This window comes from Frankia sp. CoWAU3 (genome assembly GCF_977971855.1).
The window spans coordinates 1-2,666 of record NZ_CDWWXB010000327.1 but is presented as its reverse complement, the minus strand read 5'-3'; the positions used below and the strand labels follow the sequence as shown (position 1 = coordinate 2,666).

Below are 2,666 nucleotides of genomic sequence, written 5' to 3'. Positions count from 1 at the left end.
CTCCACGGCCTTCTGTCTGATCACGGTGTCTTTGGTGAGAAACCAGGATCAACAGAAGGCCGCTTCACGTCACGGCGACACGCCGGCCCACCCCAAACCACCAGCGACTATCACACAGAGTGACACCCGAAGGTTAAACGACAAGCTGGGGGAAAGACGCGCGCTCACGACGGGGCACTCGGGCTCCCCGGAGGACGGGAGGCCGGCCGCGCGCGACCTGACTGTGCACAGGGTCATAGCCTCGGCGTAGCGAAAACCGTGGCCCTTCCGGTCCACTCGTGGTTCCGGGGCCCGCGACATAGCTGTAAAACAACGGGGGACACCTCGACAGCACTCGACGGAGATCGTGCACCAGGACCAGCGCGGCGGCGAAGAGCGCCGGCGTGAACCCGGAGAGATCCGCGGCGGGAGGCCGAAGCCTGTCGGAGGGACCGGACGGCGGAGGGACCGGACGGCGGAGGGACCGGACGGCGGAGGGACCGGACGGCGGAGGGGAACCCGATGGGGAGAGTGGGGGGAGGAGCGAAGAGGGGTGCAGCGGTGGAGAATAACAGCAGGAAGCACACGATCGCCGTCCGGGGGCCCGAAGTCCTCACGCCCCTGGAATCTGGCACCGTGAGAGTGGAATTTCCGGACATGTCATCGTCCACACCATTACGCCCACACCCGGCAGCCGGGGGCACCCCTGCCCCCCGTTAAACGGAGACCCGCCGTCGGCACTCCCTGTAAGCGTGTATACAAATAATCCTCACCACGCTAAACACGCGCGTGTCACCCAGACGAGAGAACCAGCCCACCCATCCGGAACCAGAAGATCGAGTATCTTACTCTTGCGTTGACCATGGCGAGGGGGCCGACCGTGACGACAGCTCAGCCGGGAAGTGGACCGACCGTACGTCGGATCCTGCTCGGCTCTCAGCTCCGTCGACTTCGCGAGGAGAAGGGCATCAGCCGGGAGACCGCCGGCTACCACATCCGCGCATCAGAGTCGAAGATCAGCCGGATGGAGCTTGGCCGCGTCAGCTTCAAAGAACGCGACGTCGCCGACCTGCTGACCTTCTATCAGGTCACGGACGATGCAGAGCGCGCCCCATTGCTGGCCCTTGTCCGGGAGGCGAACGCCGCTGGCTGGTGGCAGAACTTCAACGACGTTCTCCCGTCCTGGTTCCAGCCGTACATCGGTCTGGAGGAGGCGGCCCAGCTCATCCGGACCTACGAACTCCAGTTCATTCCGGGCCTGTTGCAGACCGAGGACTACGCCCGAGCGATCATCACGCAAGGTAGTGGTGGCCTACCAGGCGACGTCATCGAGCGCCGGGTCAGCGTGCGGATCAACCGGCAGAAGCTGCTGTACCGTAAGGACCCGCCACGGCTCTGGATAGTCATCGACGAGGCGGCGCTGCGTCGGCCGATCGGCGGGCCGAAGGTGATGCGGGCCCAGCTCGAGCACCTCATCGCCGTGTCCGAGCTGCCGAACCTCACCCTGCAGGTGATGCCGTTCGCCTTTGGCGGCCACGCGGCGGAGGGTGGGGCCTTCACGATCCTCCGCTTCCCCGAAATGGACCTGCCGGACGTGGTCTACCTGGAGCAGCTCACCGGTTCCGCCTACCTCGACAAGCGCGAGGACGTCGACCGGTACATGGAGGTGTATAACCGGCTCAGTGTCGACAGCACGCTTCCGGGTGACACTCCCGAGCTGCTACGGCGCATCATCACCGAGCTCTGAACGCGGTTCGCTCCCAGCCCGCCGACCGGCTGCCCCGCCGGCCCGGCGTCCTAACTACTCGGCCAGCCCACCGGCCCGCCGTTCTGCCGGCCTACTACTCCGCCAGCCCACCGATCGACTCGACCCGCCCGGTCGGGTCCGTGACCGCGCTCGCCGCCGGCCAGGTCAGCTCCAGGCTGAGACACCGATCGTCCAGCTCCACCGCGACCTCGATCCCGCCCGCATCCTCTCCCCCGCGGCCGAGCTGCGGGGGCGGCAGGCCCTGCGGCCAGGGCAGCGAGACGAAAACACTGCCGCCGGCCGGCGTCCACAGGACCGTCACAATCGCCCGGCCGCCGGGGACGGCGGCGAGCACCTCCCGCACCTGATCGGCCACCACGGCCCGCACAGGAGCTGGCGCGAGCCGCAGATCGCCGGACAGCTGGATCTGGACGGTCACTCCCGCAGCCTCGGCGTCGGCGACGACCGCGTCGAGGTCCGCCAGCGCCGACGACGGACCACCCCCGGTGATCATGCGACGGACAGCGGCCGCCCGCATCGCGCACCTGCTCCGAACGGCGGCTTCCCGCGGGTCCAACCAACCGCCCGCAACCCCGTCGAGTAACGGCAGCACCTCCCACCCCACGGTGCGCAACCACTGCGCCCGCTCCCACCTGATCATGGTGGACGCATCCACCTGGGCGGCGACCTCAGCCTCGGCGGCCAAGGCGCGGGCGGTCGTCTCCGCGGTGCCGCGCAGCAGGGGACCCAGCATCGCGGTCACGATCTGCACCCCGCACGCACCGTAGATCAGTACCCCCAGCCGCGCCAGCACCAGCGATTCGGTGCTACCGCGCAGGAACACCGCAACGATCATCATGGCAATCGCGACCAGCAGCGCACCCACCCATTCCCAGAGCGGCCGGGAGGCGGTGATGAACGCTAGCGGGAGTTTCCTAGA

1 protein-coding gene and 1 pseudogene are annotated in these 2,666 nt (G+C 67.8%); one reads left to right on the top strand and one right to left on the bottom strand.

Annotated features, from left to right (window positions below; genetic code table 11):
• The first annotated feature begins 859 nt into the window (after positions 1-859).
• Entirely contained in the window at positions 860-1,726 is an 867-nt protein-coding gene (locus tag AC08ON_RS17990) for a helix-turn-helix domain-containing protein (RefSeq protein ID WP_476608697.1), read from the top strand.
• Positions 1,727-1,820: 94 nt separating this feature from the next.
• On the opposite strand, the pseudogene AC08ON_RS17985 reads toward AC08ON_RS17990, so the two are convergent.
• Positions 1,821-2,666: pseudogene (locus tag AC08ON_RS17985) on the bottom strand (histidine kinase); the annotation flags it as partial.